Source organism: Altererythrobacter rubellus, assembly GCF_030284385.1.
GTDB classification, from domain to species: Bacteria; Pseudomonadota; Alphaproteobacteria; order Sphingomonadales; family Sphingomonadaceae; genus Erythrobacter; species Erythrobacter rubellus.
Genome location: NZ_CP127221.1, coordinates 2,026,459 through 2,051,516 on the forward strand (window position 1 = coordinate 2,026,459; position 25,058 = coordinate 2,051,516).

Consider the following 25,058-nt stretch of genomic DNA (forward strand, 5'->3'; position numbering starts at 1 on the left):
CGGGGTCCTTCGGGGCCCCATTTTTTTGTGCGTTCGATGTATCTATGGGTGGCGGGCCATCGTAGCCGATCTATTCGGGTGCGCTTGTTACCGACTCAACTTCGCTATCCGTGATCGCCTTTCGCTCTTGAAGACACATCAGCAAAAGCGAACCTTCGAATAGCAACAACAAAGGCACCGCCAGAATAACCTGTGAACCAGGGTCTGGCGGCGTAACAATCGCAGCCAACGCAACCACGCCAACGATCACATAGCGCCGCGCCCCTGAAAGCTGTTCGCGCGTGACGATGCCTGCGCGGTGCAGCAGCAACAGCAAGACTGGCAGCAAGAAGCTGATGCCGAATGCCAAAATGAACTGCATAACCAGGCCAAGATACTCACCGGCGGCAGGCAGGGCTTCGATAGTCAGTCCGCCTGCTTCACCTTCAAATCCGAGAAACCATCGGAAGGCCGTTGGCATGACCACATAATAGGCCAGAGCCGCGCCTGCAGTGAACAGGATCGGCGTAGCAACAAGGAATGGCAGAAAAGCCTTCTTCTCTTTCGCATAAAGGCCCGGAGCGACAAACGCCCAAAGCTGATTCGCGATGACCGGGAAACTGAAGAAGAATCCCGCGAACAATGCCACTTTCAATTCTACAAAGAACACCTCGTAGAGCTTGGTGAAAATCAACTGCCCGTCACCATCAGGAAACGCGTTCTTCAAAGGCTGAACCAGATAGCCAAGAATCGGGTCGGCAAAATAGAAACAGATCGCGAAAGCGATACCGAGTGCCACAACGCACCTGAGCAGCCGTGCACGCAGTTCGATCAAATGATCGATCAGCGGAGCTTCTGTATCATCAATATCGCGAATCTTGAGCGCCATTGCATCTAATCCCCCTCGCCCTTCTTGGGTGAATCGAGTGGCAATTGCGGGTCTTCAAGAGCAACAGGCTTGGCCGGCTTGGGCTTGGCCGGTTCAACAAACGCCGCAGACTCTGCAGAAACAGCCGGTGGCCCTGTCATTTCGTCTTCAGGCGCCTGTTCACCAGTTCCCGTTCGCGCCATGATTTCTTCATTACGCGCTTTCCACTTGGCTTCCATTTCCTCCAGCTCTGCCTCGCGGATCATCGTGTCGATACCGCTGCGAAAATGCGCGGAAACCTTGCGCACTTTTCCGATCCAGCTGCCTGCTGTCCGCATAGCGCGCGGCATATCCTTCGGGCCGATTACAATGATGGCCACGACAACGATCACCAGCAGCTCGGCGGCGCCGATGTCGAACATGAAAAGTGCCTCCTATCGGCGCTGGTCTGGTGTATCGGGGCGCGGGGCTTGCTGAGGATCAGCCTTCTGCTCAGCATCGCTGCGCGCTTCCTTGGCTTGCCCTTCAATCTGTCCGGCGGGCTTGGAAGATTTCGCTTCTTCCTCGCTCATGCCTTTCTTGAAGCTACTGATTCCCTTACCAAAATCACCCATCATTTCGGAAATGCGGCCACGCCCGAATAGGACAAGCACAACCAGCGCAATAATCAGAAGCTGCCAGACACTGAGACCCATGGGACTGCCTTTCTTACAAAACTTATATCAATATAGGGTGGATTGACGCGCGGCGCCAGTCATGCTGCAGAAGGTTCGGCGCTTTCCGCATTCTCATCATCGGCAAACGCTGTTTCATCGGCGTCTTCGTCAACATCATCGCTGTTCTGCTCTTTCGTATCTGCCTCTTCCTGCATTGCGTCATAAGCGTCTTCAACGGGATCCAACAGACCCGCTGCCTTCAACTCATCGATACCGGGCAGATCACGGCGGCTGGACAGCCCAAAGTGATCCAGAAATTCGGGTGTGGTGGCGTAAATCACCGGGCGCCCCGGCACTTCGCGCCGCCCCGCGAGCTTGATCCAGCCCGCTTCCATCAGCACGTCAAGCGTGCCCTTGGCGGTCTGCACGCCGCGGATTGCTTCGATTTCCGCGCGGCTGACCGGTTCATGATACGCAACAATCGCAAGTACTTCGGTGGCAGCGCGACTAAGCCGGCGAACCTGTTCGCGTTCACGGCGGAGAAGATGCGCCAGATCGTGGGTGGTTTCGAAATGCCAGCGCTTTCCGCGTTCAACCAATTGGATCCCGCGACCTTCGTAGTGCGCTTGCAGCTCCAACAAAGCCTCTCGCACCGACGAAGTCTCCAAGCCTCCCAAATGCCCGGCCAAAGCGTCGACCGACATTGGCTCTTCAGATGCGAACAACGTTGCTTCGACAGCGCGTACCGTATCGTCCAATTGCTCTGCGCTCACTGCGTTATCCTCCGAATACGCATCTCTCCGAAGATCTCTTCCTGCGCGATTTCCGCCCTTCCCAAGCGGGCCAACTCCAACGCTGCGACAAAACTGGAAGCCAATGCAGACTTGCGCAGTCGCGGCTCGGCATGGGGCGGCAGGAATTCCCGTATTCCCATCCACTCCAGCGTTACACCCAACATGGCAGACACACGATCAAGCGCGCTATCCAGCGTCATCACCGGGCGATCAGACACGTGGTAAATCCGGGGCGCAGTGCGCGCCTTGACCTGCCCATAGCCCTGGATCAATGCGTAGCTATCGCAAGTCCATTGCGTCTTTCGATCAATCCGCAATCCTTCCGGCGCTCCGCGCAAGAACACATCGCGACCGATCCGATTGCGACCCATCAGCCGCGCCGCAGCTTCGCGCATGGCGCCCAGGCGTTGTAGGCGTAATTGCAGTTTGAACGCCAGCTCTTCTGGGCTTGGATCTTCCTGCTCTTCCTTGGGCAGCAACAGCGAAGATTTGAGATAGGCAAGCCAGGCGGCCATCACCAGATAATCTGCCGCAAGCTCCAGCTTCAGCGCTTCTGCACGGTCGATGTAACCCAGATATTGATCAACCAGAGCAAGAATGGAAATCTGCCGAAGATCGACTTTCTGCCGCCGGGCCAAGTCGAGCAATAGGTCTAGCGGGCCTTCCCAACCTTCAAGCTCAAGGTAGAGCGCCCTGTCATCCGGCTTCTCGGCCGCCGCGATGCCGCCCCAGCTCTCGGCATCGTCATCTGACATCGGCGTTTCGATAAGCAGGCTCTCGTCGCTCATGCTGCTTCTCCTGCCAATTCCAGCAAACTATCACGCTTCGCGAGCAGCTCTTTGTGCTCGCCAAGGTCATCACGCAGTTGTGTAGTTTTCAGCGCATTGTCCAAACGTGCCAGTGCCACCTGGTCCATAGCCGGCAATTGGTCAACAATTGCAACCATGTCCGGCATTTTCGCCCAGCAGTTGAGCACGATATCGCAGCCCGCCGAATGCGCCGCAACGGCGCGTTCGGGAACGGTTCCGTTCAGGGCTTCCATATCGATGTCATCCGTCAACAAAAGACCGTCAAAGCCGATACGCTTGCGGATGATCTCGCTGATGATGAAAGGTGAGAGCGTGGCGGGTTTATCCTTGTCCCACGCATTGAAGAGCAAGTGCCCGGTCATGCCGATTGGCGCTTTGTTCACAGCTCGAAACGGAGCGATATCCAATTCCAGTTCTTCCTCGCTTGCGGTGACCGTTGGCAAGGCATGATGCGTATCCGTGGTTGTCCGGCCATGGCCCGGCATGTGCTTGATGCAACCCGCAACACCGCCTTTGGCGAGCCCATCCAGAATGGCACGGCCAATTGCGGCCACTTGCATCGGTTCGCTGCCCAAGGCGCGATCACCGATTACGTCATGTGCGCCCGGCTGGCGGACATCGAGCGGTGGATGAAAATCGACCGTGATGCCCATCGCAGAGAGTTCGAGCGCCATCGCATGCGCGCCGGCTCGCGCCGCCTCAATCGCGCTGGCAGGGGCAATTTGATAAAGCGCATCAAAAGTCTGCCCAGAGGGATAATGCGCCCAATGCGGCGGCCTCAGTCGGGCAACCCGCCCGCCCTCCTGATCGATCGAAACCAGCAGCTGCTCCCGCCCGTGAATGGCGCGAAGATCATCAGTCAGCGCGCGCAATTGCTGCGGATCGACACAGTTGCGTCCAAACAGGATGTAGCCAGCCGGATCGGCCTCGCGAAAGAACGCGCGCTCCTCTTCGGTGAGCTGGGCTCCGGCAATCCCGAATATGGCAGGTGTCATGGGCAAAAAATTCGCAGCTAAGCACCGTTACGGCAAGGCGAATGATCATTACTTTGGGGGAAAACGATGCTTTCCAGCACCATTTTAGCGCATTCGGCGCATTCCGCGCGCCCTACTGCTTGATATTGCAAGCAATGCCATCGGCTTTAAGGCCGTTGCAGAGTGTTCGCGCCGTCTCCAGATCGCCGGGAAGCGCTTGCAAACGGTAGACTGTGCCGATGTCCGCCTGCCCCTGAACAATCCGGTAACGCACACCGTTGAGCAATGTGGTTTGCCCACGCAATGTTACCCAGCCGGATTCGGCCTTTGCCCGGGATCCGTATGCGCCCACCTGAACAGCTACACCGCCGTCTGCTGGGGCGCTTCCGCCCTCTGGATGCGTTGTAATAGTTGGACGCGGTGCACTGGTTGGCGCAGCGATCGGCGTTGATGTTTTCACATCAGCCAATTGGGTTTCCGCCGAGACGCCTTCACCCACTCCGGGCGCGACATTACCCGTTCCGGCGAATTCCTTGCCACCCGGGTCGGCAGGGCGCTCTTTATAGGGGCCTTCGGGCGCCTTGATCGTGCTGCCATCAGCAACGATCTGCTCACCCTGGAGACTGTTGGAATACCACCAGACGCCGCCAATCCCGGCGACCAGCAAAAGCAACAACACACCAGCAAACGTCACGATACGCGAGGTATCAACCGCACCCTCATCCGGATCATATTCATCGGATTCGAGCCATGGCAGGCTGTCGTCACTATCCAGCGCCAACTCATTATTGCTGCCAGTGTCACTCATAGAGATCACACTCACATCTCCTCAACCGCGTCGACCCCCAATATCTGTAAGCCGTTTCGGATAACCTGCCCCAATTGAGCGGCAAGGAAAAGCCTTGCAGCGGACAATTCCGGCTTATCTGCCACGATAAAGCGTCTGTCCGTATCTGTGCGGCCGAGCGTGTAGAAAGAGTGCAGAGCGCTAGCCAGCTCATAGAGATAGAACGCAATCCTGTGCGGTTCGCGCGCTTTTGCCGCAGCTTCCACTTCGCGCGGGAACTGTGCAGCCAGCTTGATCAGCGCAAGCTCTTCTTCGCCCAACGCAGCAAGATTCGCTGCAGAGGGGGCAATCCCCTCATCAGCCAGCGCCTTGCGCAAATTCGAGCAAATCCGGGCATGGGCATATTGTACATAGAACACCGGATTGTCTTTTGAGGCTTCAATCACTTTGGCGAAGTCAAATTCCATCTGCGCTTCGGGCTTGCGCGTCAGCATGGTGAAGCGAACAACATCCTTGCCGACTTCTTCCACCATATCGGCAATAGTGATGAAGTTGCCCGAACGTTTGGACATCTTGACAGGCTCACCACCACGCATCAGCTGAACCATCTGGACCAGCTTCACATCGAACGGCACGGGCTTGCCCTGCCCCTCGGACAGCGCAGCAACCGCGGCCTTGATCCGCTTGACCGTGCCTGCGTGATCCGCACCCCAGATGTCGATCAGCGCATCAGCGCTTTCCGCCTTCTGCATATGATAGGCGAGATCAGCGCCGAAATAGGTCCACGCCCCGTTCGATTTCTTGATCGGGCGATCCTGATCGTCTCCGAACTGGGTCGAACGGAAAAGCGGCAGCTCAACCGGCTCCCAATCCTCTGGTGGAGCCTTGCCCTTCGGGGCTTCGAGGACACCATCATAAACAAAGCCATTTTCACGCAGCCACGCTTCGGTAGCTTCGGGTTTGCCTGCGGCCTGTAGTGCGGCCTCGGACGCGAATTCATCATGATGAATTCCCAGCGTGGCCAGATCGGATTTGATGAGATCCATCATCTTCGTGACCGCTTCGGCGCGGAAAATCGGCAGCCATTCCTGTTCAGGTGCTGACTTGAACCGGTCACCGAGCTCGCTTGCCAGATATGCCCCGACCGGTTTCAAATATTCTCCCGGATATAGTCCCTCGGGTATCTCGCCGATATCATCGCCCAGAGCTTCCAGATAGCGAAGGTGCGCCGAGCGTGCGAGCACATCAACCTGTCCACCGGCATCATTGATATAATATTCGCGCGTAACATCATGGCCTGCGAATTCGAGCAGGCTGGAAAGCGCATCGCCCACCACTGCGCCGCGACAATGACCCATATGCATCGGGCCGGTGGGGTTGGCAGAGACATATTCGACATTGACCCGCATGCCTTCGCCCATCCGAGAGCGACCATAGGCATCGGCCTGGCTCGCAATTACGCCAAGTTCTTGCAGCCAAACAGCCGGATCCAAGCGCAAATTGATAAAACCCGGGCCTGCAACCTCAGCGCTTGTAATCGCGGGATCATCGATCAGCTTGCCTACTATTGCCTCGGCCAGCGCGCGCGGATTGGTTTTTGCAGGTTTGGCCAGCACCATGGCGGCGTTGGTGGCCAGGTCGCCATGACTTGCATCGCGCGGCGGCTCGACCGCGACGTTAGCCAGGTTTGTGCCTTCGGGAAGCACGCCATCAGTCTCAAGATCGGCCAAAACGGCCGCGATCTCGGCTTCGAAATTCTTATAGAGTGTCATTGTGTCGGACATACATCTGTGCGCCTAGCCGAATTGGCCAGAATCGCAAGAATTCAGGTAATGAAAGCGCGCTTCGCTTAGCGCGTCACATTATAGGCAAGCTGGTCTTGAGTGAGCTGAAAACCGATCAGCATCTCAAAACTTGCCCGCTGGATAGCGGCGCGCACTTGCGGATCGGCCAGCGGATCAAGCGCTGCATCTGGATCACCTGCACGTCGTCGACGGGTGATCTGCAAACGGATTTCCTCTGGCAGGGTTGCTTCGGTCCGATTTACAAACGAACCAGCCTGCGCGGTTGCACTCGCCCGTTCCTGGCCATCAGCGAAATTCAGCGTCACTGTGCCAACGCTTTTGGTCACAACTGCGCTGCCGCCGCGAAGGACAGTAACGAAGTAAGGCAGTTCGACCGTACGCCCACCACGGACATCGGTACGACGCGCCTGCACATCGAATGTGGCGCTGGTATAGACTTGGTCTGCCGTGCTGTTCTCGTCACATGACGACCGCAGGTTTGTAATCGCCGCGGTCATATCAAGGTTGTTCGCGGTTCGATCGCCCTCAATGCGGAAGGCGGTGATATCGCCGGTGTAGTCGGGAATCCCCACTGCAGGGCATTGGCCCAAAACAGTTGTGATACCCACGCCTTGATCAACAACCAGCTCGCCTTCGTTTGTGCAGCCGGCCAGACCGGCGACAAATGCGGTTGCTGCCAAAATGCGAAACTTGCGGTTCATCGCGTTACGATCCTCAATCATTGCCTTGGCCCGCACCAGAATATGCTGGCCGTAGAATACATCGACACGCCCTAGCGGTGCGCGTCACAAAGCGCTAGAGGGCGTGACATGAACGCGCTCTTTCAACAAGCAGAATCGGGGGAAAATAGCCCCGCCCTCAAACTCTTGATCGCAGCCCCGCGGGGGTTTTGCGCCGGAGTAGACCGTGCAATCGAGATCGTTGAAAAGGCGCTCGAACGGTATGGCGCACCCGTGTTTGTGCGGCATGAGATCGTCCATAACAAATACGTTGTGGAAGATTTGAAGGCCAAGGGCGCGATCTTTGTCGAAGAGCTGGACGAAGTGCCCGATGATGCACCGGTGGTATTCAGCGCACATGGTGTGCCCAAATCAGTCCCGGCGGAGGCTGAACGCCGCAAATTGATATATGTCGATGCGACATGCCCTTTGGTGAGCAAAGTTCACCGTCAGGCGGAACGCCAGATCGAAAAGAACCGCCATATCATCTTTGTTGGCCATGCCGACCATCCGGAAGTAATCGGAACCATGGGGCAGGTTGAACCGGGCCAAATGACACTGGTGGAAACGGTTGAAGACGTTGCGAGGCTTGAGTTCGCAGAGAGTGATGACCTGTCATTCCTTACACAGACCACCCTTTCAGTCGACGATACCCGAGAAATTCTCGAAGCCCTACAAGCCCGCTTTCCTCAGATTGTGGGACCCAAGGCCGAGGATATTTGTTACGCGACATCGAACCGGCAGGCAGCGGTAAAAAAGATCGCGCCTGAAAGCGATCTGGTGCTGGTCATCGGCGCGCCCAACAGTTCGAATTCTCTGCGGCTGGTCGAAGTGGCAGAGCGTCTGGGGACGAAAGCATATTTGATCCAGCGCGCAGACGAAATTGATCCTGAGTGGCTCAACGGTGTCGAGACGATCGGTCTCACCGCGGGCGCCTCGGCTCCGGAGAAGCTGGTCCGCGAAGTTATTGACCGTTTCAGCCAATGGCGCGACGTGAAAGAAGAAACGGTCAAGGCGGCAGAAGAGAAAATGGTCTTCAAATTGCCGCGGCAATTGCTTGAATAGCGGCAGATTCAACTGATGGCGGTTTACACACATCTCGGAGCAGAAGAGCTCGCGGAGCTGATCGCAACATATGATGTTGGCGAACTCGTTTCTGCCAAGGGCATTGCCGAGGGCGTGTCGAACAGCAATTGGATCATCGAGACAAGCGGGAGCGATGGCACTGGCGCGCGCTTCATCTTGACCATGTACGAACGGCGGATCGAACTATCGGACCTGCCGTTTTTCTTGTCTTTGCTTGATCATCTGGCTGCAAGGGATTGCCCGGTGCCAGGCACAATCCATGATCGTGAAGGCGCTGCATTCCGGATGATCGGTGACAAGGCAGTTGCCCTCATCGAGTATCTGCCTGGCGTCTCTGTGGACCACCCAACGGCCAATCAAGCTCACTCCGTAGGCAAAGCGCTTGCGCAAATGCATCTGGCGGTCGATGATTTTGAACATCAGCGACATCAAACCATGGGTCTTGCCGAATGGGACCACACAATCAATCGTTGCGGCGCCGAAGCGCTGGACAGAATTGACCCGGCACTGGCAGACTTTGCGTTTGATGAGCTTGGTGTACTGGCAGGCGATTGGCCCGGTGGTTTGCCGCACGGTGTCGTGCATTGCGATCTGTTTCCGGACAATGTTCTGATGTTGGGTGATGAGGTTAGCGGCCTGATCGATTTCTACTTCGCAGCGACAGACTTCATTGCCTACGATCTGGCCGTGACGCATGCCGCGTGGAGCTTTGAGCGCGGCGGGCATAGCTATCGACCAGAGATCGGAGCAGCCTTGTTGAGAGGGTACCAATCGGTCCGCGAATTGAGCGCGGCCGAATTGGCGGCCATGCCGGTATTTGTTCGCGGGGCATGCATGCGGTTTATTTCATCACGCGCTGCAGATTGGCTCGATACACCTGACGGCGCCTTGGTCGCACGCAAGGACCCGATGGATTTTGTCCGCCGGTCCCAATTCTATGCAAGCTCCGGATCAGCACTGTTCACACCACATGTCTGAGGCAGGCAGCAAACCCATGCGACAGGTTGAGATCTTCACGGACGGTGCCTGTAAGGGCAACCCCGGCCCCGGAGGCTGGGGGGCGCTGCTGCGGATGGGCAAGCATGAAAAGGAATTGTCCGGTAGCGAGCTGGGCACCACCAACAATCGGATGGAGATGACCGCGGTGATTGAGGCACTCAATGCCCTGACCGAGCCTTGCCGGATATCTCTCTATTCAGACAGTAAATATGTGATTGATGGAATCACGAAATGGGTTGGCGGCTGGCAAAAGCGCGGCTGGAAAACGGCGGCGAAAAAGCCGGTGCTGAATGCAGATTTATGGCACGATCTAATTGAGGCAGCCGCAAGGCATGAAATCGAATGGAATTGGGTCAAAGCGCACACCGGACACCCTGAGAACGAGCGGGTTGACCAGCTGGCAAGCGAAAGGGCCGAGCAAGTCGGACGAGGCGAGTAACCTCAACCCAATTTGATCGACCCTTTTGAAACGCGTTCTGCGAACTCTCAAGCAAAAGTCAGTAGTTGTCGACGACCTCTGCATTCGGCCCGTTCTTCAGAACAGACGCAATCGCGTTATTCGCGCTTGCCTTCGAGCTGTAGCCTTCAGTCCACCAGATCGTTTCCGAATTGTAGATGAAATACGAAACGAATTCGCCTTTCTTGTTTTTGCGAATTTCGAAGCGGTGCGCCATGTAATGGCTCCCTCAAAGGCATTGAACTAACCCGTACCGTAGCGTCACCAATTCAAAAAGCTAGACCAAGCGTCGCGATTTTACGTGGCTTTGCAAATGCTGCCGCTTAGCAAAAGCGATCCGGACAATAGAGCGCCAGATCAAGGCCTCTAGTCAATTCGTCTCGCCCTTTCCCAAGCAACAATTGTGCGCCCAATCGCGCGGCGGCAGGTGCGGTTTGAATCCCGTAGCCGCCCTGACCTGCAAACCAGAAAAAATTCTCGATGCGGGGATCAAACCCGTAAACCGGCCGGCGATCAGGTGCGAAGCTGCGCAGCCCCGCCCATTTGCGCTCTACCCTCTCTACGTTCCATTCTGTCACGTTCTGGAACCGATCAATAGCAAGCGCTACGTCGAATTCTTCAGGCACAGCATCGCACGGATCGGTGGGGGTTTCATCATGGGGGCTAAGCCACAACCGGCCCCCGCTTTCCGGTTTGAAATAGAAACTGCCGGAGATATCCAGACACAATGGCTGGTCAGGTGACAATGGCGGATCGGTGCGAAGCTGAACCACCGTGCGACGCAAAGGCTGGATACCCAACGGAGTTGCCCCGGCCAGCTTTGCCAAGGCATCTGCCCACGCCCCCGCTGCGTTGACGACGATTCTTGATGTATAGCGCCGACCATCTTCGCATTGAATGTCCCAGCCATCGGGAAAAGCATTCAGGTCCCGCACACGAGCTCGGCAATTGGGTTCGACGCCATTTCGTTTGGCTCGTGCGAGGTAATGCGCATGCAGCCCTGCCACATCGATATCTGCACATGCACGCTGCAAGATCGCACGGTCCCATTCGGGACGAAGGCCAGGCACCATTTCATCCAAAGTTGCTCGATCAATCTGTTCGAACTCGGCTCCCGTGTCCGCAAAGCGCATGACAAATTCATCAATAAGCGGCTGATCCGCCTCGCGCGCGAGATAAAGCGCGCCGCGGTCGCTCAAGAATCCGTGCTCTCTTAGATAACCGCCCGAGGCCATTGTCAGAGGGACAATCTCCGGACCGCCATAGCAGGTTTCCCAGAATGCGGCGGACCGCCCGGTCGAGTGATAGCCCGGCACATCTTCAGCTTCGAGAAGCAAGACGCGCACTGATGCGCCGACCTCAGCCGCTAAACTCGCGCCTGCCATTCCAGCACCAATAATCGCAACGTCGAATTGTTCGGTCACTTTTGCAGAGCCACCCGATCCAAAAACTCGTCTATTGCTGTCTTTGCCCTCTCCCGCACGGCATCAGTATCGCGCAATATTTCATGCTGAGCTTCCTCGCCAAAACGCACCAGCTCACCCGCTGGCAATCTTTCGGCGGCCTCTTCGATGGCGCGCATGGATACAAGCTTGTCGTTCGATGTTCCCAATAGCAGCACGGAGGTGTCGACGCTTTCCAATAGGCCCGGCGCAAACAGGCACCGCATGGATGCATAACTTCGCTCAACCCAGCCCCAGCTTCCCGGCCCCATAACCAGTTCAGGCCGTTCGTTGCGCCACCATTGCTCATCCTCATAGCGATCATCATCGCCCGTCAGAAGCGCTTGCCGACCAGCCGGCACAACGCCGGGCTTTTCGTTCCACTTCCATGCCGGGCGCTTTGGGTCCCCGATCGCGCACATAAGCTTAGCGGCAAGGTGCCCGATTGCAGATGGTATTGAACCCACAAAGCCCAACATCGGTGCGGACAGAACCATTGCGTCGGGATCGACTTTGCGTTCCGCAATACCCCGCAAGACCAAATGTCCGCCCATAGAATGTGCAGAAAGTATGTGCGGCCTCGGAGTCGCTGCCTTCCAGTCCGTCCAGAAGGATTGAAGATCATCAATCCAAGTCGCGAGGTCATCCACATGGCCGGTTACCGCATCATTCCCCAATCGGCCGGAGCCCGCTTGCCCGCGCCAATCCGCGGCCGTCACGCGCCAGCCGGCCCGATGCCACTCTTCCAGCGTCTCAAGGTACTTCTCGTAATTATCGCCGCGCCCGGGAAAGAACAGGATCGAACCGCGCGGCGTGCCGCCTGTTTCCAGACCGGGCCAATCGATCCGGCGGATCTTGTGACCGTCTTGAGCAGTCCAGAAACTCTCGGTTGCATGGACGGGAATGGCGCGGCGGTTGATCTGTTCCAAGGCTGTTTCGCTCACGTGGCTAATTTCAACTCTCTGGCTGTGGTTACTTTTTAGTAAGTCATAGTCTTTAGCACTGTGTCCCAAGGGAAACCTTGGGGGCCAAATGTTGATTGAATTTCTATACTACGGACTGCTTGTCGGCTTGGCAATCGCGCTGCTGTTCGCGGCGTTCACTGATCTGCGTCGGCGCCAGATCGACAACTGGCTCAATGCCGGAATCGCTCTGGCTGCTCCTGTATTCTGGTGGAGCAGTGGTCTGTCGATCTGGCCGGGCGTCGCCATGCAACTGGGCGTTGCGGTCGCTGCGTTTGCGCTCTTTGCCGGGCTGTTTGCAGCAAAGATGATGGGCGGCGGTGATGTCAAACTGCTCACCGCACTTGCGCTTTGGATCGAGCCGACCTGGTTTCTCAGACTGCTTGTTGTGATGGCGCTCGCCGGCGGCGTGCTGACCATCGTGATGGGCGGTTGGCACATCATCCGCAGACATAAAAATCGGATCGCAATTCCATATGGAGTGGCGATCGCAATCGGCGGTTTGTGGGTGCTTGGCGCACAATATTTACCTCGGTTCAACTCATCTTCTGGATTGGGATGAACCTGGTTTTAACCAGTTCGATAATATCCGGACAAACCATTCCCGCCCGAATTTTTCGGGCCGAACTAGGGGGCTTGATTAGCCATGGATAGGAAGAAGTTTGTTTTGCTGCTTTTAGCACTGGTCGTTGCGGTCGGTACAGCATTGGCAGCTCGGAGCATGTTTGCCGGATCTTCGGCACCTGAAGTTGAAGCGGCACCTGTGCCTGAAGGACCAAAGGTTCTCGTGGCGCAGCGCGCACTGCCAACCGGCACTATTATCACTGCGGACGCGTTGAGCTTCCAACAGTGGCCGGAAGAGTTGGTGCAGGACGCATACTTCCTTGATGGCGAATCAGACATCAATCAATTGCTCGGCACGGTTGTTCGGCATTCGGTCACCGCTGGTGAGCCTGTAACGCAAGGCTCTTTGGTGAGCCCTGGCGATCGCGGGTTCCTTGCAGCGGCGCTTGGGCCAGGCATGCGTGCAGTGACGGTTCCAGTGTCTGCAAAGACCGGCGTTGCTGGCTTCGTATTCCCTGGTGACCGGGTTGATCTCGTACTGACACAAACTGTCACCGGCGATGATGGCCAGCCTCTGAAAGCAGCAGAGACCGTTCTCCGCAATCTTCGCGTGTTGGCAACTGACCAAGCAACCAATCAGGAAACTACCGAAGATGGCCGCACCATTGTTCGCGCATTCAAGACTGTTACTTTGGAGGTGACACCGACAATCGCGGAGAAGGTCGCCGTTGCACAGACAATCGGCACGCTCAGCCTCGCCCTGCGCTCAATCGCAGACAATCAGGCGGAACTTGAGCGCGCGATTGCTTCAGGCGACGTTGTCATCCCTGATGACGCTACTCGGGAAGAAGAAGAGCGCATTCTGCGTGCAGCAATGAACCGTCCGGCAGAGCGTGGCACTTCAGTCAGCACTGGCGGTGACGTGTCGCGTTTCCAGCGCCGCACAATGCCGGTGATCGAAGCAGCTCAACCTAAGAACGCCGATGGTACCCCTATCGTACCTGGTCCGAAGGTTCGCGTTTCGCGGGGCAGCAACACCTCCGAGGTAACGCTCGGTAATGCTGGAACCGCACTCAATCTGCAAAACGCTCAAAACGTCCGCGCCGGGGGCCAGATGGTTCCTATCGCCGGCAAAACAGTAATCCGGTGAGGAGCGGCACGATGACAAGCATTTTTAAACCGAGGGGCAAGACCATGAAAAGTCGCCTGACTGCCAAATTGCTGCTTGCCAGCCTGGCCTTCGCGCCATTGGCTGCGGCACCGATGACGACTGTGACAGCGCAAACCTTCGCTTCACCTGCAGAGGAAATTGTGATCTCGATTGGCCGCGGTCAGTTGATCTCAGTCCCTGGTCAGATGTCAGACGTTTTCATCGCCAATGACACTATTGCCGATGTACAGGTTAAATCCCAGCGTCAGCTGTATGTATTCGGCAAAGCCGGTGGCGAAACCACAATCTACGCCAGTAACGCACGCGGTGATGTGATCTGGTCTGCCAATATTCGCGTTGGTTCAAACATCGAAAGCGTCGACCAGATGCTGGCTCTGGCTATGCCAGATGCAAAAGTCAGCGTCGCCACAATGGGTTCGGACACGCTGCTTTTGACCGGCACAGTAGGCTCGCCTGAGGATGTTTCAGAGGTCGAGCGACTTGTGCAGGCATTCGTTGGTGACGATACCAATGTCATCAGCCGCATGCGCATGGCCACGCCGCTGCAAGTGAACCTGCGTGTTCGCTTTGCAGAGGTCAGCCGTTCGCTGGTTCGATCGATCGGTGGCAACCTGAACACCTTTGACGGCACAGATGGCTTCCGCTTTGGCGTTTCAACTGGTCGTGAAGGTTTCCTTCCACGGTGGACCGTCAATGGGCCGGTATTCAATGGTGGAACTGAAGCTGCCGACGGTGCGTCGCTTGTAAAGCAAAATGCTCCGGGAACGACGATCTCAGGCTTCGACAAGTTCCTGGGTCTTGATCTGGCCAGCGCGCTTGATCTGGCTGAAACAAGCGGCCTTGTTACCACTCTGTCAGAGCCAAACCTGACCGCGCTTTCTGGCGAAACAGCTGAATTTCTGGCGGGCGGAGAATTTCCGATCCCAACCAGCCAGGGCCTTGGTTCGACATCGATCGAATATCGTAAATATGGGGTAAGCCTGGCCTACACACCAACGGTGCTTTCCAACGGCCGGATCTCGATCCGTGTGCGTCCGGAAGTCTCCGAACTGTCGTCGCAAGGTGCAGTGACCATCAACGGCTTCCAGATCCCGGCGCTTACAACACGCCGCGCTGAAACAACCGTTGAGCTTGGTTCAGGCCAGAGCTTCATGATTGCTGGTCTGATGAACAACAACGCTCAGTCTACAATCGACAAGGCGCCAGGGCTTGGTGACATGCCAATTCTTGGCAACCTGTTCCGTTCACGCTCATTCCGTAAGGGCGAGACCGAGCTGGTTATCGTGGTTACTCCATATCTGGTGAAGCCGGTCAACGACCGCGACATCCGCCTCCCAACCGATGGTTTTAACGCGACAACCGAGCTGCAACAGTTCCTTGGTTTCCGCAGTCATGGTGCAAACGGCGGTGAGCGCCCTAACCCGCAACCGGGCAATGGCGGCGGCGCACCTGATGTGGGCGGCGTGACCCCTGATGCAGTGGCGCCTCGCCGTGCCGAAGACGAAAATAACGAGGGTCGTAGCGCAGCTGTCGCGACTCCTGGTTTCAACCTCTAATTGAGAAAGGTGAGAACAATGCCCTTTGCAAATCACAGCAAGCTAGCAGGCGCACTCGCCCTCTCGCTCGGCCTCGCGCTGGGTGCATGCGGCGGAATGCCAACCAACAAGAGCCTCTACAGCGTCAATCAACCTGTCGTAGAGCGCAACAACTACACATTCGACGTACAGTCGAGCCAGAGCGGCCTCAGCATTGCTGACCAGCAGCGTCTCGATGGATGGTTCGAAGCACTCGAACTGGGCTATGGTGATCGTGTTTCGATTGATGACCCTCTCGCCAGCGATGCTGTGCTCGAAGCCGTCAGTCAATTGGCTGGACGCCACGGCGTACTGCTTTCGGATGAGGCGCCGGTCACCTCTGGCGCATCACAACCAGGCTATGCCCGCGTTATAGTAACGCGTTCGAAAGCTCATGTGCCGGGATGCCCAAATTGGTCGGCTACTTCCGACATGAACTATAACAATGGGACCAGCCCGAACTACGGCTGTGCAACCAACAGTAACCTGGCTGCCATGATCGCAAACCCGGAAGACCTGATCGAAGGTCAAAAGGGTACGGGTGAAACCGTGATCATGAGCTCAAGCAAAGCGATCGAGACATATCGCGATGCGGCTCCGACCGGAGCCGGCGGCCTATCAGAAAACGCAACCGGAGGTAACTAAGCCATGAATGCGCCCTGGAAATCCGGAATGCCCGGCAATCGTGATCCGTTCGCTGCCTATATTTGCGACGATGCTGCGCTTGACGTTCTACGTCCGGTAGTTATCGAGCTCGGCTGGCAGCCGAAAAAGTGCAACAAGGGTGGTTTGCGCAACGCGATCCAATCACTCAGCGTCAGCGCCAGCCCGAACATCCTGCTGGTTGACTTGTCGGAAAGCGGTGACCCGCTGAATGATATCAACGCTTTGGCCGAGGTCTGCGAACCTGGCACTGTTGTGATCGCAATCGGTCAGGTGAACGATGTTCGCCTTTATCGTGACCTGCTTGCGAGTGGGATTCACGATTATCTGCTCAAGCCGCTTTCAGCCGGCCAGCTGCGTGACGCGCTAAACCAGGCACAAGCCGTTTTTACCGAGCCCCGCAACCAGGACGGCGAAGTGGTAAAGCACCACATTTCAACCGCTATCATTGGAACGCGTGGCGGTGTGGGTGCGTCCACACTGGCTACTTCGCTGTCTTATTTGTTCAGCGAACAGCACAAGTCGCCAACTGCGCTGCTTGATCTTGATGTGCACTTCGGCACTGGCGCTCTGGCGCTGGATCTGGAGCCGGGCCGCGGCCTGACAGACGCAATTGACAACCCAAGCCGCATTGACGGCCTGTTCATCGAACGTGCCATGATCCGTGTCAATGACAATATGTCGATTCTATCGGCAGAGGCACCGATCAACCAGCCGTTGATGACCGATGGCGCTGCTTTCGTTCAGCTGGAGGAAGAATTCCGCCAAGCGTTTGAAATGACAGTGATTGATCTGCCACGTAACATGCTTATCAACTTCCCGCATGTTCTGTCACACGTGAACCTGGTGTTGCTGGTCAGCGATATGACGCTTGCGTCAGCTCGTGACACGATCCGCATCCAGTCCTGGCTGAAAACGAACGCTGCTCATGCTCACACAATGGTGGTGGCCAACAAAGTTCAGTCGGGCGTTTCGGAAATCAGCAAAGCTGACTTCGAAGACTCGATCGAACGAAAGGTGGATTACATCATCCCGTACGACGCGAAGGCCGCTGCGAACGCTGCCAAGCTGGGACAGCCATTCGTAGAAGCAAACCGGTCAAGCAAGGCAACCAATGCGATCAAGCAGGTTGCCGAGCGCGTGATGGGTGCGAGCGAGGAAGATTTCAAAAGCGTGGACGAAGGCAAGAAATCGTTTCTGGGCGGCTTTGATCTGAAGTCTTTGCTGGCGAAGAAAGAAAAGCCGGAACCTGCCGAGGAACCGGCTGAGTAATCAGCGATGAGCATGGGTGGCGGGTCCGAATTTCGATCCAGCCGCCCCACTCTTCCCTGATGCATGATTTGATTTAAGGAAAGGCGGGACAATCGCATGGGCATTCTTCAAACCCTGCTGCTGGTTGGCTTCATAATGGCACTGCTTCTTGGCGGGTACGTAGCCTTTGCCGGCCCATCGGTTGGCAAGGCTGCCAATCGCCGCCTCGAAGCTGTCCGCTATCGTCACTCTGAAAGCACGGACACCAAGGTTGAATCGCAGCTCAAAAAAGCGATCGCAGCGCGTAAGCCAAAGCTACATAAGGTTGCCGGTTCAACGTCGCGCATTGATGCCTTGGCCATACGGCTGGATCGCACTGGCAAGAACTGGACGCTTTCGCAATATGCCTATGCCTCCATTGGTCTTGCGCTGTTTATCGCGGTGGTCTTGTACTTGCGCACCGACGCTCTTTTGTTGTCGCTCGGCGTGGGCATACTGATCGGTGCAGGGATCCCGCATCTCGTCGTCAATTTTGCGATCACGAAGCGGACCAACCAATTCAATGCGAAATTCCCCGACGGGATCGAGCTGCTTGTTCGCGGTCTTCGCTCCGGTCTGCCAGTTACTGAAACGCTCGCCGTTGTTGCTCAGGAAGTTCCAGGCCCAGTCGGCGTAGAATTCAAAGGGATTGTCGAGCGCATCAAAATCGGTCGGACAATGGAGGAATCCCTCCAGGAAACAGCAGACCGTCTTGGCATCGCTGAGTTCAATTTCTTCTGCATCACTTTGGCCATCCAGCGCGAAACGGGTGGTAACCTGGCAGAGACGCTCTCGAACCTGGCGGATGTACTCCGCAAGCGCTCACAGATGAAGCTGAAAATCCGTGCCATGAGCTCGGAATCGAAAGCTTCAGCCTATATCGTCGGCTCGTTGCCTTTCATCGTGTTCATCATGGTGTGGATGGTCAACCCAGAATATTTGGGCGGCTTGTTCACCGACGATCGCCTGATCGTTGCAGGGCTTGGCGGTATGGTCTGGATGTCGATCGGGGCATTCATCATGGCCAAAATGGTCAGTTTCGAATTCTAAGCGAGGGAAACGGAAATCATGTTGAATACACCATCCGGACCCACGCTGCTCGGCTTTGATGTCATCGTCGTCGGCTCGATCCTGGCCGGGATCGCAGCTCTTGCGGTGATGTTCGCCATCTATAATGCAGTCACAATCAAAGATCCGATGGCAGGGCGCGTCAGAGCGCTCAACGATCGGCGTGACGAACTGAAAGCCGGTATCATTACGCAAAGCGCCAAGAAGCGCACCAGCCTCGTTCGCAAGACCGACAAGACTGACAAGGTCAAGCAACAGCTTCAAGGCATGAGGGTACTGCAGGATAGCCAGATCAAGGACATCCAGCAGAAGCTTGCCCATGCCGGTATCCGCAACAAAGAACTTGCGGTTTACGTCATCGGAGCGCGCGCCATACTTCCGATCGTCCTGGGCCTTGCAGCCTTTGTGATGCTTTATGTTGTCGAGATCTATCCCGATTGGGAGATGAAGCGCGTAATGGCTTTGGCGGCAGCGGTGTTCCTCGGATACAAGGGACCAGAGCTCTATATCGGCAATATCGCGAAAAAGCGTACAAATGAGATCCGCAAGGGTTTGCCAGACGCGCTCGACCTGTTGGTCATCTGTGCCGAAGCCGGTTTGACAGTCGACGCAGCCTTTAACCGCGTGGCTAAGGAATTGGGGCGCGCGTATCCGGAACTGGGCGATGAATTTGCTCTCACCGCAATCGAGTTGTCCTTCCTGAGCGAGCGCAAGACGGCGTTCAATAATCTGGCCTATCGGGTTGATCTGGAACAGGTGCGCGGTGTTGTCACCACCATGGTTCAGACAGAGCGCTATGGTACGCCGTTGGCCTCGGCGCTGCGTGTGCTGTCTGCCGAATTCCGGAACGAGCGTATGATGCGCGCAGAGGAAAAAGCGGCACGCCTTCCGGCTATCATGACCATACCGCTGATCATGTTCATTCTACCTGTGCTGTTCATCGTGATCCTTGGGCCAGCGGCCTGTTCGATCAGCGATGCGCTGTTCACAGACCAATAGGTTTGCAAAAGACTAGGGCGCGGGTGTTTCGGCAATTCATGTCGTCGCACCCGCGCTCTAGTCGTTCGTCTTCTCCGCAAGATTTGCCGCCCGCCCGCGCATTCGTTTAAGCAAGGAACGAAATTGCTGCTGCTCGATAGCATCGAAATCAGCAAACAGATCGCGCTCCGTCGCAAGAGCCAGCGGCATGACCTCTTCGTGAATTGCCCTGCCTTCGCCAGTCAACTGGAGAAAATGCGAGCGCCCGTCATCCTTGTTTGGCGCGCGAGCCACCAGGCCGCGATCTTCCAGAACCTTGCACGCACGATTCACCGCGACCTTGTCCATCAGCGTCGCCGCAGTAAGCGATCGCTGGGTCAATGCAGCGCCGCGTGCATGCGCATCGCCTAATACCGCGATCACGCGCCATTCAGGGATCTTGAGAGCGAACCGCTTGTGATACCGCTCCGCAATCAGACTGCTTACCGCGTTCGAGGCGATCGAAAGCTGGTAAGGCAAGAAGCTCTCTAATTGCCCCTCGGGCAATTCGTGATCACGGTTATCTCCCATCAGGTCAGTCATTGTTCCATGTTGTCATCACTATGGTTTCCCATGAAACGATAGCGGGATGCAAGAGCCGCGCAAGGAGGCGGCAAGAGATTCTTCAGCGATACTCGGCAGCATCCCACCAAGGATAGAAGTCCGGCATATCTTCGCTGACCTTGCCCGGATATTGTGGCGCACGTTTCTCCAGAAAGCTCGCGATACCTTCCTTCGCATCGGCCCCTCGCGAGAGACGGTAGATCGCGCGGCTATCAATCTTGTGCGCCTCCATTGGGTGACTACCACTAGGCAAGCGCCACATCATGGCGCGGGTCATCGCGACCGAGACTGCCGATGTGTTGTCCGCAATCTCGCGAGCAAGCCCTCGTGCCGCATCCATTAATTCGGATAGTGAATAAATATCCTTAATCAATCCACCATTACGCGCCTCTTCTGCATCAAATATGCGCCCAGTGTAGCACCATTCCAATGCCTGGCTAATTCCGACAAGTTTCGGCAGGAACCAGCTGGAGCACGCTTCCGGCACGATTCCACGCCGGGCAAACACGAAACCATACCGTGCATTCTCGCTCGCAAGCCTGATATCCATAGCCAGCTGCATGGTCGCACCGACGCCCACTGCCACGCCATTGCAGGCAGAGATCAGCGGCTTCTTGCTTTCGAACAAACGCAGTGTAAGCAGACCGCCGCCATCGCGCACTTTGGGATCAGACAAGTCCTCAACTTCGGAGGGGTCAGAGAACACATGCCCTCCCCCCTCAGGTGTCAGATCGGCGCCTGCGCAGAATGCGCGATCACCGCTTCCTGTAAAGATAACCGCGCCCACGCTGTCGTCGACGTCGATGTCATCCATGGCAGCCATGATCTCTTCGCCCATGATGCGCGTGTAGGCATTCATCTTTTCCGGGCGGTTGAGCGTGATCGTCGCAATCCCATCAGCCTTGTCGACCAGTATCTGCGTGTAATCGTTCATGTCTTTTTCTCTCCGTCAAATCCTTCAGCTTGGAACACATGGAACACTGTCCTAAGGCAAGAAGAAACCCGCCCGCATTCTGCCGATATCTGGTGCAGGACAATGGAAGTTTTGGTCACGCAATGTCACGGCCAAAAGCGATAGGGCAATGCCGGCCGAGTAGGATAGAAGGCGACTGACGCACTTTTACCAAGAGCCGCATTGTCATGCTGCGCGCGTCAGCCGGATTCGTCCAGCAAAAGAATCCTCCAGATTGATCGGTCAAACGATAACGCCGCCTGCACCACATTGGGCGCGGACGGCGTTTGACATCCTGAGTTCGCTGTTACGCTTAACGAGGCGCCATTCTGATAGCTCCATCGAGCCGGACGTCTTCACCGTTGAAATAGCCGGTTTCGATCATGGTCATCGCGAGCTTCGCATATTCTTCGGGATAACCGAGGCGCTTGGGGAATGGCACACTGGCTGCCAGCGCTTCCTTCACCTGCGGCGGTGCTGCATTCATCAGCGGCGTGTTGAAGATACCAGGCAGGATCGTGTTGACGCGAATTCCTTCGCGCATCAGATCACGTGCAATTGGCAACGTCATGCCAACAACGCCGCCTTTTGACGCTGAGTAAGCCGCTTGGCCAATCTGACCGTCTTCAGCGGCAACCGAAGCGGTGTTGACGATAGCGCCGCGGGCGCCCTCTTCATTCATCGGGTCAAGCGCCATCATGCCTGCTGCAGACTTCGCGATGCACCGAAACGTGCCGATCAGGTTGACTTGAATGACAAAGTCGAACGCGCTGATCGGGAAATGTTTGATTTCGCCCGTCTGCTTGTCGCGGCTCGCAGTTTTGATTGCATTGCCGATACCTGCGCAATTCACCAGAATACGCTCTTGCCCGTGCGCTTCGCGCGCCTTGGCAAAGCCTGCATCCACGTCGTCATCGCTGGTCACATTGACCTTGCAGAACACGCCGCCAATATCGGCTGCAACAGCTTCGCCCTTCTCTTCGTTCATGTCGAAGATCGCGACTTTCGCACCTTTGGCCGCGAGTGCGCGCGCGGTTGCTTCACCAAGACCAGACGCGCCGCCTGTGACAACAGCTGGGGTGTTTGCAGAGACTTCCATCAGATATTCCTCTCAGATTTCGGGGTTTAAAGCGCTTCGATGATGGTGACATTGGCAACGCCGCCGCCTTCACACATCGTCTGAAGGCCGTATTTCTTGCCGTGACGCCTCAGCGCATGGACGAGTGTCGCCATAAGCTTGGTGCCCGATGCGCCAAGCGGGTGGCCCAGCGCAATCGCGCCGCCATGGAGGTTCAGCTTGTCCGGATCAGCGCCGGTGTGCTTGAGCCACGCCATCGGAACAGGCGCAAAAGCTTCGTTCACTTCGTAAAGATCGATGTCCTCGATCTTCATGCCGGCGCGTTCGAGCGCGCGGTCAGTTGCGAACAGCGGCTCTTCCAACATGATCACGGGATCGCCCGCGGTGACGGTCAGATTGTGGATGCGCGCAAGCGGAGTGAGACCATGCGCTTTCAGCGCCTCTTCGCTCACCACCAAAACAGCGGATGATCCATCGCAAATCTGGCTGGCGGACGCGGCGGTCACACGGCCATCGGGCGCCAGCAGTTTAACGCCGGCAATTCCTTCCAGTGTCACATCGAAGCGGATGCCCTCATCCACCCTGTGCATCTCCTCGCCTTCAGGCGTGTCGATCTCGATTGGCACGATCTCACTATCGAACGCGCCCGCTTCGGTCGCTGCAATGGCCTTTTTGTGGCTGTCCAGACTGAACTGGTCGAGCATATCCTTGGAAAAGTCATGCTTCTTCGCAATCATTTCCGCGCCCATGAACTGGCTGAACTGAATGCCGGGATATTTTTCTTCGAGGCCCGGCGATTTGTAATGGCCCAGCCCTTCTTTCATGTGGAAGGTGGCATTGGTGCCCATGGGAACCCGAGTCATGCTCTCAACGCCGCTAGCGATCACAATGTCCTGCGTCCCGCTCATCACCGCCTGCGCGGCGAATTGGATCGCCTGTTGAGAGGAACCACACTGGCGGTCAATCGTCACGGCCGGGGTCGATTGCGGAAGAAGCTTGGATGCAAGCACGCCCATCCGGGCAACCTGCATCGCTTGCTCGCCAGCCTGGCTGACGCAGCCTGTCACCACATCATCAATCGCTTTGGGATCTACGCCGCTGCGCTCAACAATCGCATCAAGCGACTTGGCGAGAAGATCGACCGGATGCACGCCGGCAAGGCGCCCTCCCCTTCGGCCACCAGCGGTGCGCACGGCGTCTACAATATAAGCTGTCGGCATTGGGGTTCTCCTCTCTCGCGTTGCGAATGGCAACGGGGGTTAAGCACGCTTTACGTTTGCGTCAACCGCGATTGTCCTGTCGCGCAGACGAGACTTGGCAGGATTGCGCGTGAGTGCAATGGACAGTGCGCGATGGGCATGAACACCCCCGATATGGATAGGTTGGCGGCCGAAGCCGATGGCTGGAGGCGCTCGGGTGCTCTGTTGCGCGCGCGCGAGGCTTTCGATACAATTCTTGAGCAGGACAGCAAGCACCCGGCAGCACTACGAGGGCGCGCACGGATCGCCCTGGCTTGCGGGGACGATGATACTCTGGATTGGTTCGATCGCGGCCTGGGGATTGATCCGGGCAGCGCAGACCTATGGCTTGGCAAGGCGCAGGCACTAGATATCACAGGCGACAGCAAAGGCGCGCTGGCGATTACGCGGCAACTCGTGGAACAGGCTCCTAACTGGTTGGAAGGATTGCGGTTCCTGGCGCAATTGCGTGTTGCGCGCGGCGATAGCGATTTTTCCGGCCACTATGCTTCTGCTGCGCGCAAGGCGCCTCGCGACCCCAACATCCTCTATGACTGGATAAACCAGTTGGCTGCGCTGGATCGCTTCGCGGATGCCGCTGAGGTCGCTGGACAAGCCGCGAAAGCATTCCCAAACGAAGCGGTATTCGGCTTGATGCACGCTTCGAACGTAAGCGCATCGGGCGAGCTGAGCATTGCCGATCAGATATTCGCGGGTTTGACACTCGACACTGCCGAACGGCAGCGCAACGAGGCACGCCACCGAATTCGTCGAGGTGAATTCGATCTCTCTGAGGATCTATTGGTCAAGGCGTTGGCGGCAGATGGGGGTGATATCGCCGCGTGGGCGCTGCAGGGGTTGGTCTGGCGCGCGACAGACAAGGCAAGATCCGATTGGCTCCATGACCAGGACAACTTTGTATCACGGATCGAAATGAGAGATGAAGCCGGAGCACTCGATGCGGCTTTGCCGCTCTTGCATGAACTCCACGACGCCGCATCCATGCCAATCGGTCAATCTCTGCGAGGAGGAACGCAAACTCGGGGTAATCTGTTTGATCGATTGGAGCCTGAGCTCGGTGCACTCAAGCACGCGATCGAAGCGACATTAGAAGACTATCAAGTTGCCCTGCCGCTCTATGACAAAAGCCACCCCTTACTTTGCCATCGGGATACGCAATGGCAACTCGCGGGGTCGTGGTCAGTTCGCCTTTCCGGAGGCGGAGATCATCACAAGTCGCACATCCACCCTGCTGGCGTCATCAGTTCCGCCCTTTATGTCGATGTTCCGGCCCAGTGGACTGGAGACGACGAGCAAGCAGGCTGGTTGGAGATTGGACGCCCGCCGGATGATCTGATGCTGGATATGGGCCCACTCGCAACCATTGAACCCAAGGCAGGTTATCTCGCACTTTTCCCAAGTACACTTTATCATGGTACGCGGCCATTCCGGTCGGGCCGACGCATGTCGGTGGCATTCGACGCTGTCGCAGTCAGCTGAGTTGACAAACAAAAGGCCCGCCTACTCGCAGAGACGGGCCCT

27 protein-coding genes are annotated in these 25,058 nt (G+C 56.7%); 11 read left to right on the plus strand and 16 right to left on the minus strand.

Annotated elements, in window-relative coordinates; all coding sequences use genetic code 11:
• Window positions 1-70 precede the first annotated feature (70 nt).
• The 9 genes from tatC to QQX03_RS10210 all read right to left on the minus strand — a co-directional run bounded on the left by tatC (window position 71) and on the right by QQX03_RS10210 (window position 7,373).
• On the minus strand, window positions 71-868 hold the full coding sequence (tatC, locus tag QQX03_RS10170) for a twin-arginine translocase subunit TatC (RefSeq protein ID WP_285975620.1): 798 nt from the start codon (window positions 866-868) through the stop codon (window positions 71-73).
• A gap of 5 nt (window positions 869-873) precedes the next feature.
• Window positions 874-1,269: a Sec-independent protein translocase protein TatB gene (gene tatB, locus QQX03_RS10175; protein WP_285975621.1), complete on the minus strand. Its 396-nt coding sequence runs from the start codon at window positions 1,267-1,269 to the stop codon at window positions 874-876.
• Between the two features lie 12 nt (window positions 1,270-1,281).
• The gene (gene tatA, locus QQX03_RS10180; RefSeq protein ID WP_285975622.1) at window positions 1,282-1,542 is read right to left on the minus strand and encodes a twin-arginine translocase TatA/TatE family subunit; all 261 of its coding nucleotides are present in this window, start codon (window positions 1,540-1,542) and stop codon (window positions 1,282-1,284) included.
• A gap of 59 nt (window positions 1,543-1,601) precedes the next feature.
• A complete protein-coding gene (scpB, locus tag QQX03_RS10185) occupies window positions 1,602-2,207 on the minus strand; it encodes an SMC-Scp complex subunit ScpB (RefSeq protein ID WP_432762853.1) in 606 nt (201 codons plus the stop codon).
• Window positions 2,208-2,272: 65 nt separating this feature from the next.
• Window positions 2,273-3,052, minus strand: a complete 780-nt coding sequence (locus QQX03_RS10190; protein WP_432762854.1) for a segregation and condensation protein A — start codon at window positions 3,050-3,052, stop codon at window positions 2,273-2,275.
• 29 nt (window positions 3,053-3,081) lie between these two features.
• Window positions 3,082-4,101: a beta-N-acetylhexosaminidase gene (gene nagZ, locus QQX03_RS10195; protein ID WP_285975625.1), complete on the minus strand. Its 1,020-nt coding sequence runs from the start codon at window positions 4,099-4,101 to the stop codon at window positions 3,082-3,084.
• Window positions 4,102-4,213: 112 nt separating this feature from the next.
• Window positions 4,214-4,903 (minus strand): SPOR domain-containing protein, encoded by a 690-nt coding sequence (locus tag QQX03_RS10200; protein ID WP_285975626.1) that lies wholly within the window; start codon window positions 4,901-4,903, stop codon window positions 4,214-4,216.
• Window positions 4,900-6,651 (minus strand): arginine--tRNA ligase, encoded by a 1,752-nt coding sequence (argS, locus tag QQX03_RS10205; protein WP_285975627.1) that lies wholly within the window; start codon window positions 6,649-6,651, stop codon window positions 4,900-4,902. Before argS ends, QQX03_RS10200 begins: the two co-directional genes overlap by 4 nt.
• A gap of 65 nt (window positions 6,652-6,716) precedes the next feature.
• A complete protein-coding gene (locus tag QQX03_RS10210) occupies window positions 6,717-7,373 on the minus strand; it encodes a hypothetical protein (protein WP_285975628.1) in 657 nt (218 codons plus the stop codon).
• 108 nt (window positions 7,374-7,481) lie between these two features.
• Here QQX03_RS10210 and ispH point away from each other — a divergent pair, with 108 nt between their 5' ends.
• Genes ispH through rnhA form a run of 3 tightly spaced genes read left to right on the plus strand, consistent with a single transcriptional unit; the run spans window position 7,482 to window position 9,915 of the window.
• Window positions 7,482-8,456 (plus strand): 4-hydroxy-3-methylbut-2-enyl diphosphate reductase, encoded by a 975-nt coding sequence (gene ispH, locus QQX03_RS10215; protein WP_285975629.1) that lies wholly within the window; start codon window positions 7,482-7,484, stop codon window positions 8,454-8,456.
• 15 nt (window positions 8,457-8,471) lie between these two features.
• Window positions 8,472-9,455, plus strand: a complete 984-nt coding sequence (locus QQX03_RS10220; RefSeq protein ID WP_285975630.1) for a homoserine kinase — start codon at window positions 8,472-8,474, stop codon at window positions 9,453-9,455.
• Window positions 9,456-9,471: 16 nt separating this feature from the next.
• On the plus strand, window positions 9,472-9,915 hold the full coding sequence (rnhA, locus tag QQX03_RS10225) for a ribonuclease HI (protein WP_285975631.1): 444 nt from the start codon (window positions 9,472-9,474) through the stop codon (window positions 9,913-9,915).
• Between the two features lie 58 nt (window positions 9,916-9,973).
• Here rnhA and QQX03_RS10230 read toward each other — a convergent pair whose 3' ends face one another.
• From QQX03_RS10230 to QQX03_RS10240, 3 genes are all read right to left on the minus strand, one after another.
• On the minus strand, window positions 9,974-10,150 hold the full coding sequence (locus QQX03_RS10230) for a YegP family protein (protein ID WP_285975632.1): 177 nt from the start codon (window positions 10,148-10,150) through the stop codon (window positions 9,974-9,976).
• A gap of 106 nt (window positions 10,151-10,256) precedes the next feature.
• Window positions 10,257-11,357, minus strand: coding sequence for an NAD(P)/FAD-dependent oxidoreductase (locus QQX03_RS10235; protein ID WP_285975633.1), 1,101 nt, complete (start codon window positions 11,355-11,357; stop codon window positions 10,257-10,259).
• Window positions 11,354-12,319 carry an alpha/beta hydrolase gene (locus QQX03_RS10240; protein ID WP_432762823.1) on the minus strand — a complete coding sequence of 322 codons (966 nt, stop codon included), beginning with the start codon at window positions 12,317-12,319 and terminating at the stop codon, window positions 11,354-11,356. Before QQX03_RS10240 ends, QQX03_RS10235 begins: the two co-directional genes overlap by 4 nt.
• 88 nt (window positions 12,320-12,407) lie before the next feature.
• Between QQX03_RS10240 and QQX03_RS10245 the strand changes: the two genes are divergently transcribed.
• From QQX03_RS10245 to QQX03_RS10275, 7 genes are all read left to right on the plus strand, one after another.
• Entirely contained in the window at window positions 12,408-12,899 is a 492-nt protein-coding gene (locus tag QQX03_RS10245) for an A24 family peptidase (RefSeq protein ID WP_285975634.1), read from the plus strand.
• Between the two features lie 84 nt (window positions 12,900-12,983).
• A complete protein-coding gene (cpaB, locus tag QQX03_RS10250; protein ID WP_285975635.1) occupies window positions 12,984-14,051 on the plus strand; it encodes a Flp pilus assembly protein CpaB in 1,068 nt (355 codons plus the stop codon).
• Between the two features lie 44 nt (window positions 14,052-14,095).
• On the plus strand, window positions 14,096-15,628 hold the full coding sequence (locus tag QQX03_RS10255; RefSeq protein WP_285975636.1) for a type II and III secretion system protein family protein: 1,533 nt from the start codon (window positions 14,096-14,098) through the stop codon (window positions 15,626-15,628).
• A gap of 18 nt (window positions 15,629-15,646) precedes the next feature.
• Window positions 15,647-16,291, plus strand: coding sequence for a CpaD family pilus assembly protein (locus tag QQX03_RS10260; protein WP_285975637.1), 645 nt, complete (start codon window positions 15,647-15,649; stop codon window positions 16,289-16,291).
• A 3-nt stretch (window positions 16,292-16,294) separates the two neighbouring features.
• Window positions 16,295-17,581 carry a pilus assembly protein CpaE gene (locus QQX03_RS10265; RefSeq protein ID WP_285975638.1) on the plus strand — a complete coding sequence of 429 codons (1,287 nt, stop codon included), beginning with the start codon at window positions 16,295-16,297 and terminating at the stop codon, window positions 17,579-17,581.
• Between the two features lie 96 nt (window positions 17,582-17,677).
• Entirely contained in the window at window positions 17,678-18,649 is a 972-nt protein-coding gene (locus QQX03_RS10270; protein ID WP_285975639.1) for a type II secretion system F family protein, read from the plus strand.
• Window positions 18,650-18,667: 18 nt separating this feature from the next.
• The gene (locus QQX03_RS10275) at window positions 18,668-19,666 is read left to right on the plus strand and encodes a type II secretion system F family protein (protein WP_285975640.1); all 999 of its coding nucleotides are present in this window, start codon (window positions 18,668-18,670) and stop codon (window positions 19,664-19,666) included.
• Between the two features lie 57 nt (window positions 19,667-19,723).
• Here the strand turns inward: QQX03_RS10275 and QQX03_RS10280 are convergent, their stop codons facing one another.
• The 4 genes from QQX03_RS10280 to QQX03_RS10295 form a co-directional block, all read right to left on the minus strand.
• Window positions 19,724-20,227 carry a MarR family winged helix-turn-helix transcriptional regulator gene (locus tag QQX03_RS10280; protein ID WP_285975641.1) on the minus strand — a complete coding sequence of 168 codons (504 nt, stop codon included), beginning with the start codon at window positions 20,225-20,227 and terminating at the stop codon, window positions 19,724-19,726.
• A gap of 82 nt (window positions 20,228-20,309) precedes the next feature.
• Window positions 20,310-21,182, minus strand: coding sequence for a crotonase/enoyl-CoA hydratase family protein (locus QQX03_RS10285; RefSeq protein ID WP_285975642.1), 873 nt, complete (start codon window positions 21,180-21,182; stop codon window positions 20,310-20,312).
• Between the two features lie 331 nt (window positions 21,183-21,513).
• Window positions 21,514-22,299: an SDR family NAD(P)-dependent oxidoreductase gene (locus tag QQX03_RS10290; protein ID WP_285975643.1), complete on the minus strand. Its 786-nt coding sequence runs from the start codon at window positions 22,297-22,299 to the stop codon at window positions 21,514-21,516.
• 26 nt (window positions 22,300-22,325) lie between these two features.
• A complete protein-coding gene (locus QQX03_RS10295) occupies window positions 22,326-23,498 on the minus strand; it encodes an acetyl-CoA C-acetyltransferase (RefSeq protein WP_285975644.1) in 1,173 nt (390 codons plus the stop codon).
• A 138-nt stretch (window positions 23,499-23,636) separates the two neighbouring features.
• Between QQX03_RS10295 and QQX03_RS10300 the strand changes: the two genes are divergently transcribed.
• A complete protein-coding gene (locus QQX03_RS10300) occupies window positions 23,637-25,016 on the plus strand; it encodes a putative 2OG-Fe(II) oxygenase (RefSeq protein WP_285975645.1) in 1,380 nt (459 codons plus the stop codon).
• Window positions 25,017-25,058: the final 42 nt, after the last annotated feature.